The organism is Mycobacterium sp. ZZG (genome assembly GCF_054786995.1).
Genome location: NZ_JBTBFV010000107.1, coordinates 1 through 6,832 on the forward strand (window position 1 = coordinate 1; position 6,832 = coordinate 6,832).

General features: G+C 66.0%; 9 protein-coding genes, 1 tRNA gene and 1 pseudogene. 10 read left to right on the forward strand and 1 reads right to left on the reverse strand.

Going from position 1 to position 6,832, the window contains the following annotated elements; translation table 11 throughout:
* The 7 genes and pseudogenes from ACXMYJ_RS28200 to ACXMYJ_RS28230 form a co-directional block, all read left to right on the forward strand.
* Nucleotides 1-125, forward strand: a pseudogene (locus ACXMYJ_RS28200) (hypothetical protein); the annotation flags it as partial.
* The gene (locus tag ACXMYJ_RS28205; RefSeq protein WP_460359452.1) at nucleotides 122-505 is read left to right on the forward strand and encodes a hypothetical protein; all 384 of its coding nucleotides are present in this window, start codon (nucleotides 122-124) and stop codon (nucleotides 503-505) included. The pseudogene ACXMYJ_RS28200 and the gene ACXMYJ_RS28205, both read left to right, overlap by 4 nt.
* Nucleotides 502-804, forward strand: coding sequence for a hypothetical protein (locus tag ACXMYJ_RS28210; protein WP_460359453.1), 303 nt, complete (start codon nucleotides 502-504; stop codon nucleotides 802-804). Before ACXMYJ_RS28205 ends, ACXMYJ_RS28210 begins: the two co-directional genes overlap by 4 nt.
* Before the next feature lie 14 nt (nucleotides 805-818).
* Nucleotides 819-1,616, forward strand: coding sequence for a hypothetical protein (locus ACXMYJ_RS28215; RefSeq protein ID WP_460359454.1), 798 nt, complete (start codon nucleotides 819-821; stop codon nucleotides 1,614-1,616).
* A 508-nt stretch (nucleotides 1,617-2,124) separates the two neighbouring features.
* A complete protein-coding gene (locus ACXMYJ_RS28220; RefSeq protein ID WP_460359455.1) occupies nucleotides 2,125-2,379 on the forward strand; it encodes a hypothetical protein in 255 nt (84 codons plus the stop codon).
* A 90-nt stretch (nucleotides 2,380-2,469) separates the two neighbouring features.
* Nucleotides 2,470-2,733: a ribosome modulation factor gene (locus tag ACXMYJ_RS28225; protein ID WP_460359456.1), complete on the forward strand. Its 264-nt coding sequence runs from the start codon at nucleotides 2,470-2,472 to the stop codon at nucleotides 2,731-2,733.
* Between the two features lie 114 nt (nucleotides 2,734-2,847).
* A complete protein-coding gene (locus ACXMYJ_RS28230) occupies nucleotides 2,848-3,588 on the forward strand; it encodes a DUF5131 family protein (RefSeq protein WP_448394289.1) in 741 nt (246 codons plus the stop codon).
* Here ACXMYJ_RS28230 and ACXMYJ_RS28235 read toward each other — a convergent pair.
* Nucleotides 3,585-4,583 carry a three-Cys-motif partner protein TcmP gene (locus tag ACXMYJ_RS28235; protein WP_460359459.1) on the reverse strand — a complete coding sequence of 333 codons (999 nt, stop codon included), beginning with the start codon at nucleotides 4,581-4,583 and terminating at the stop codon, nucleotides 3,585-3,587. The two genes, ACXMYJ_RS28230 and ACXMYJ_RS28235, sit on opposite strands and share 4 nt — an antisense overlap.
* Nucleotides 4,584-4,746: 163 nt before the next feature.
* Between ACXMYJ_RS28235 and ACXMYJ_RS28240 the strand changes: the two genes are divergently transcribed.
* From ACXMYJ_RS28240 to ACXMYJ_RS28250, 3 genes are all read left to right on the forward strand, one after another.
* Entirely contained in the window at nucleotides 4,747-5,076 is a 330-nt protein-coding gene (locus tag ACXMYJ_RS28240; RefSeq protein WP_460359457.1) for an ArsR/SmtB family transcription factor, read from the forward strand.
* Between the two features lie 12 nt (nucleotides 5,077-5,088).
* Nucleotides 5,089-5,778 (forward strand): cation diffusion facilitator family transporter, encoded by a 690-nt coding sequence (locus tag ACXMYJ_RS28245; protein WP_460359458.1) that lies wholly within the window; start codon nucleotides 5,089-5,091, stop codon nucleotides 5,776-5,778.
* Between the two features lie 767 nt (nucleotides 5,779-6,545).
* Nucleotides 6,546-6,617 (forward strand) — tRNA-Arg (locus ACXMYJ_RS28250).
* Nucleotides 6,618-6,832: the final 215 nt, after the last annotated feature.

The following is a 6,832-nucleotide window of genomic DNA, read 5'->3' on the forward strand; positions in this document are numbered from 1 at the left end:
CTGGCCTCCGCAGAACTCATGCTGGACATCGAATGTGTCGAGCGAGCAGGGCGATAGATCAGCGGCACCTCGGGTGCATCGGCAATCCATCCAAGATCACCGACACAAGGATGGTGCACCAGTGAGCGAGTCCGGTCTAATGCGTGTCGACGCGGGCGCGGTGGTCCTCTCCGGGCCAGCACTGAAAGCGGCCCTCGAATGCGTCCTGATCGCCATCAGGCAACGGAAACTGTCCGGCCTTCCGTCACAAACCTACGAGACCCTGGCCTGCGAACTCGTCGCAGCGATGGCCGCAAACGGCCATTCGGACGGCCGCTTACCCGCCATTAGCAAATCTGTGCCGATGGAACAACCGACCGTGCCTCTCGGCCAAGCAGCTGCCCGCCTGGACATGTCACTCAGGCAGGCCCGCCGACTGGCGCCCCGTCTCGGGGGTCGGAAGGTCGCTAACAGCTGGTTCGTCGACGAAATCGCGTTACGTCAACACATCGAAGGGAAGCAATGAACGGCCAAGAACGAGACCGGCTAATCGCCAGCCTCACCGACGACGAACTAAGCGCCCTGCGCGCCCGCGCCGGTAGCGCCGATGCTGCCCCGCCCGACGACGGTGACGCGGAACGGCAATTCCTCCGCCGCCTCTCGGCCACACCCAACAACTGGCTCGCCGAAACCCTCGGCCGGCTTTCCGCCGCCTGTCCAGCCAGCGACGGCGCCGAGGACGACCGTGCCTTCCTCCGTCAACTGCTAAGCCACGCCCACGGCGGGCCACCCGAAACCCCCCCGAGCACCAACCAACCCACCTGAAAGGCACAGCCCACATGGACATCACCCTCCGCTCGACCCTGATCGTCGTCGCTAAAACCGCTGACACACTTGGAGTTTCACTACCCGCCGGATACGTCGCCGACCTCGACAAAGCGCGCGCCATCGTCGCCGGCGCCGACCGATTCCGCGAAACTTCCGCCCGCCAACTCAACTCCGCCGTCCTCGACGCGATCGAAGCCGGCCGCGACGTCCACACCGACCCAACCGTGCAGCGGATGATGTTCGACCGGAACCTCACCGCCGGCGGCATCGAAATGGACGCCGACCAGCGCAGAAAGGAGATCAGCCACGCCGCGCTCCTGGACTACGCCGACGACATCCTGGCCTCATGGGCAGAGTTTCTGAAGCCGCACGCCGAGGCCCTAGCCGACGCCGCCGAAGCCTTGCCCAGCCACGACCTGGCCGACGCCGAACAGGTCGCGACGCTCACCGTCGAGGGCATGAAGCACCTGAGCAACGCCCAGATCGCCGTGAAACTGTGGGCTGCCGCCATTCAAGGGTTCGGTGTTCTGGTGAAGACGGCAGGGCCGTCGTTCAACAGTCACACTCGGGTGCTGGCCATCACGCCCGACATCGGGCTTCTCGAGTTCGCGTCGATCCGCGACGAGGCCGTCCGCGAGGGAACCGAAGTGACGCCGTGGCTACTGGCGCAGCACGGCATCCCAGTCGAACTGGCCACGATCAGCGGGTTCGTCGAGCGTGTCGCCAACTATGAGCGGCAACGCGAAGCCGCCCAGGAACAAGCCGAAGCCGTCCAAGCCGAAGCACGCAGAACCGCGATCGGGAGGTAGACCAACGATCCCCACAGAGACACCTTGCAGGCCGGCGCGAGCGGCTTTCCCGGAACCCCGCCAGCGCGCCGCCTGCGAGGCCCAAGGCCGGCCACCAAGCAGCCGTGCGGCCGGCGCATCGGGAGCGCCATCGCGCCGCCCAGGCGACGCCGAGGCGAGCGCTGGCCGCACGGCCAACACCACGCGCTGGCTGGTAGCCGAGGCCGGCCGACTGCTCGACCTGGCCGCGGCCGACGGCGACGACCAACCATGACCGCACCCAGGGCCAGGGCGGGTGACCCCCCACCCCGCGCCCAGCCGCCACTCGTGGCATAGGCGAGGTATTTCCCCGGAATCGTTTTTCTTTTTTGGAGCAAGCGAGAGGTAGGACGCCGTGACCGAGCGTAGGCAGCGGCCAACGTTGCGGGCCGTGAAGGACGGCGATGCGACACCGGCGAAACCAGCACCGGGGAAGACGCCTGCGGCCCGGAAGACGCCTCCCAAGCGGGCACCCCGGAAGGTGACGCCGGTGTCGGTAACCGCCGCTGCGCGGTCGGGCGATCGGCGTCAGCTGTTGGTGGCGTTGCAGACGCGCATTGCCCGAGCGCTCGACGATCCGACGACGGCTGGGCCTGCGTTCGCTGCGTTGATCAAGCAGTCACGCGAGATTGCGGAGGCGATCGTCGAGATCGACCGGCCTCCCCCTGAGCGAGACACATCGGGCGACTGGCTAGAGGCGATCAAAAACATGCCGCCAGAACCTTGGGACGAGTCGATGATCTGAGTGCTGGCCGGTCGGGTCGTCGTCGCGTCCTGGTGGTCGCCGTCGGCGTGGGTCCGACGTTCCGGGCGCGCGTGCCTGCATGATCGACGAGTGAGCAAGCGCGCCGAATACATGTTCGCGCTGTACTCGGGCTCGGTCGCCGACCCTGGCGACCGCAACCCGTACGCCGGCGGCGAGTCATTGGTCCTGCCGAACCTGTGGCTTCGCGGATACATGCGGATGCTGCGCGTTCGGATCCAGACAGGGCCGGCCATGCGGACTTACCTCGCGGCGCGTGCCGCAGCGGAAGGGCTGCCCAGGGATGACGGTGCGCCGCTGTGCTCGCCGCGGCCGGGTGTCGGACCCGGCCGATAACTTGTGCGATCGAATAGCGTTGCGGCGATCTGCAACAGCACGGTTGGCGGTCCTGACGTGATGACCAATCGGAGTGACCTAGGGTGAGCGCAACGGACTTGTGAGGGTGGGCGCATGGCTGACCGATCGGCGATTGAATGGACAGAGGCCACCTGGAACCCCGTCACCGGCTGCGATCGCGTTTCCGCCGGCTGCGACCACTGCTACGCCATGACGTTGGCAAAACGGTTGAAGGCCATGGGATCCGCGAAGTACCAGAACGACGGTGACCCGCGCACATCAGGACCGGGCTTCGGCGTGACCGTCCATCCGCAGGCACTCGACGAACCGCGCCGCTGGCGCCAGCCGCGCGTCGTCTTCGTGAACTCTATGTCCGATCTGTTCCACGCCCGCGTGCCGGTCAGCTTCATCCGCGACGTGTTCGACGTCTGCCGCGATACGCCTCAGCACACGTACCAGGTGCTCACCAAGCGCAGCTTGCGGCTGCGCCGACTCGGCGAAAGTCTCGACTGGCCAAGCAATCTGTGGATGGGTGTGTCCGTAGAGAACGCGGACGCGCTGCCGCGGGTGGACCATCTGCGCGACGTACCCGCAGCCGTGCGCTTCCTGTCGTGTGAGCCACTGATAGGACCGCTCGAAGGGCTCAACCTCGACGGCATCCACTGGGTCATCGCCGGCGGCGAGTCCGGGGCGAACCATCGTCCGGTTGACGGCGAGTGGGTGCGCGGCATCCGGGACGTATGCCAGGACGCCGGCGTCGCGTTCTTCTTCAAGCAGTGGGGTGGCCGCACGCCGAAGGCCGAAGGGCGGGAACTCGACGGCCGGCGCTGGGACGAGATGCCGGCCGCGGTCTAGCGGTTCTCGTCGAGGTAGTCCTCGTAGCCCCACCACTCGGCGCCCGTCGGATCCCAGCACGGTTCCGGGCGCCACAACCACTCGCCGGCCTTCGCATCGTCGACACCGGCGTCGTCTTCGAACAGTGAGAACTGACCCGTCTTGGCTTCCTTTGCCTGCCGCATCATTTCGGGCTCGCGTAGCGCGGCCTGGTTGTACAGGTGCCGCATGATGCGGTCGCCGACGTCATGGTCCGTGGCGAACACCATGTCGTAGATTTCCAGCTTGTTGTGCATCTGCATGGGGATCCGGTGCGTGATGGCGTAACCGAGTTCGCGCTGCAACTTCCACCGCATCAGGTTGACCATCTGCCGGCGGTAGTCGCTCGCCACGATCTTGCGCTGGTCGAATGCCCGCTGGATCTGGCGCCACTCGCCGCCCCCGTACAGGCGGTCAACCCGCTCCTGGAAAGCCTCGTTGTTCGTCCCTCGGACGCCTTTGAGAATCATCGTGGGCGACATCAGTATCCAGATTTCAGCTTTGCGTCCGTGCCTGCGGTCTCGGCGGAACGCAGCGAGTTTGCGGATGGTCTCCCAGTGCACTTCGGCGGCTTGCTGGTCGACGAACGCGAACGTCGGCGCCCACGCGACGTCAGAGAGGCCGGCCAAGATGCCGTCGATCGTGGCGTTGCAGTCGCCTTCCACGACCTCGTAGCGGGTATCGCCGGGGAACTTCTCTCGCAGATGCGTGTCCAGCGCGCGGGCGCGGGCAGGATTGAGTTCACCGAAGCGCAGTCGGCTGAACGGAGGCTGCGCGCTCATCGCGACGACCGGTGAACCGTCGAACTCGGTGCCGGTGTACCGCTCGACGTTCTTGGGTTGGCCTGCCATCAGGTCGAGATAGATGCACTCAGGCGACTTGCCGCTGACCGCCTTCGTAAACGCCGGCAGATAGCCGCTCAAGATCTCCAATTTGTTCCGTGTCCAGTAGGACCACGGCCGCGCGTTCGGACTGATGACGTCCCCCCTACAAGTCGATCGACTAAGCAATCCCCCTGATCGACTGTAGGACCCGAGCGCGTCAAAGCGGCGCAGCGACGTAATAAGGCCGAGCGGCGGTTCAGGCGACGACTCGACGTCGGGATTCCCGTCTATACACTGATCGCTGTACTATGGCGGAGTGCAGACGGTTCTTCACGGTGACGTTTTAGCCCGGTTCGGGCACGCCTTATCCGATCCGGTCCGGGCGCGTTTGCTCCTGGCGTTGCGCGAGGGACCGGGCTACCCGGCTGAACTCGCCGATGTTCTCGGTGCGACTCGGCAGAACGTCTCGAACCACCTGGCGTGTCTGCGTGGCTGCGGCTTAGTAGTGGCTGCACCCGAGGGCCGGCGCACACGTTACGAGTTGGCGGACGCTCGTCTCGCGCACGCGCTTGGCGACCTGCTCGAACTCGTCCTGGTGACCGACCCGACCGCCTGCCCCGCTTCGCCCGCCGACGACTGCTGCTGAGGAACAACTGCGATGACCGACTCCGCCGCGGATGATCCGAGACCCCTGCTGATCAGTTCGACGGGCTGCGCCGATGCCTGTTGCAGCGCGCCCGAGACCACGCTGTCGCCCGAGCGTCGAGCAGTGCTCACCCGTCGGGTCAGGCTATTCGTACTGGCGACCATCACCTATAACTTGATCGAAGCTGCGGTGGCGATCAGCGCCGGCACGATCGCGTCTTCCGCGGCCCTAATCGGGTTCGGACTCGACTCGCTCATCGAAGTCGCCTCAGCCACCGCCGTCGCCTGGCAGTTCGCAGGCCGAAATCCTGAGCAACGCGAGCGCACCGCTTTGCGGATCATCGCCGTCTCGTTCTTCGCGCTCGCGACCTACGTCACCTTCGAGTCGGTACGAGCACTATTCGGCGCGACCGAAGCGGCACCGTCGACCGTAGGCATCGTGCTCGCCGCCGTCTCGCTCGCCGTCATGCCGTTCCTGTCCTATGCCCAGCGCCGAGCGGGCCGCGAACTGGGTTCCGCGAGTGCCGTAGCGGACTCCAAGCAGACACTGCTGTGCACGTACCTATCTGGCGTCTTGCTCGTCGGCCTTGTGCTCAACGCCCTGTTCGGGTGGTCGTGGGCCGATCCGATCGTTGCGCTCGTCATCGCCGCCGTCGCGTTGAAGGAAGGACGCGAAGCGTGGCGCGGCGAGCACTGCTGCTAACGCCGGCGAGGACCAGAAGGTCTGGCGAGCAATGCACATTGAGCATCTGAGCAGTCCGGGCTGTCCGAACGCGGCTGCATCCCGCGCCTTGCTAGCTGAGTGTCTTGAAGCCATGGGGATGACCGCATCGGCGGTGGAGCGTGTCGGCGCGTTTCCCTCCCCGTCCGTACTCGTTGATGGTGCCGACGTAATGCGTCCCGATCAACCGCCGACCGGTGAGTGCTGCCGTTTAGACGTTCCGACGCGCGGGGCGATCTTGGCCGCATTGCAGCGGGCGGCGGACCGGCGGTAGCGGGCGCCGCGTTTTCAGATCGACGTAAGTAGTTCCGCTCGTCGAGCAGTTCGTCGAGCACGGCAGTCGTCGGCGTGGGGGCGCCCAGTTCGAGCATGTGCGACACCCCGCCGCGACCGACCTCAGTTTCGAGATCCCGTCGCGGTCCCGCATCGCCTGAGCAATGCCGGCCGGCGCGACGTCCGGCGCGGTGCAGGCGTCGAACGACATCGCGGCGCGACCAGCCGAGCGTCCACCTGCGGTAACGCCGGAGAGCGCAACCCTCGGCGTGCAGTAGGCCGTTGAAGTCTTATGGCGCGGAATGCGCTGCTGCCGGTGGTGGTTGGCCGCGTGGCTCGTCGGTGTCACGACGTTGTCACAACTCATCCGAAACTTCTGTGCGAACGGGCATGGACCGCGGCGGACGCACACACCCCATTCCCGCAGGTAGTTGGCCCGTTTCAGAGCGGATAGGGGGACGGGTGCGGACCCCGGCGGACCCGGATGCATGGGTCGGATCTGCCTCCGGAGCAGAAGGCCGCAGGTTCGAATCCTGCCGGGGGCACCAGGTCAGACTATGTTTTTGCCTATCGCGTGCAAACTACGTGCAACATCGGCAGCCGTGCCGGTCAGCTTGAGCGCACGACGCCCTCTAGCCTCGATCTTTCACGTGGCGGGTAGTTGAGGTCTTTTCGTGGCGTGGGTGGGCGGTTCTGACGTGGGCGGCCTGGGGTTCCGGCGTTGCGTCTCGCCGGTGCTCCTGGGTCCTTTGCTCGTCGGAAT

Bases quoted from the DNA above. Each gene is read 5' to 3' on its own strand.
- ACXMYJ_RS28245 (WP_460359458.1), top strand. From the start codon at position 5,089: ATGACCGACTCCGCCGCGGATGATCCGAGACCCCTGCTGATCAGTTCG.
- ACXMYJ_RS28210 (WP_460359453.1), top strand. From the start codon at position 502: ATGAACGGCCAAGAACGAGACCGGCTAATCGCCAGCCTCACCGACGAC.
- ACXMYJ_RS28215 (WP_460359454.1), top strand. From the start codon at position 819: ATGGACATCACCCTCCGCTCGACCCTGATCGTCGTCGCTAAAACCGCT.
- ACXMYJ_RS28230 (WP_448394289.1), top strand. From the start codon at position 2,848: ATGGCTGACCGATCGGCGATTGAATGGACAGAGGCCACCTGGAACCCC.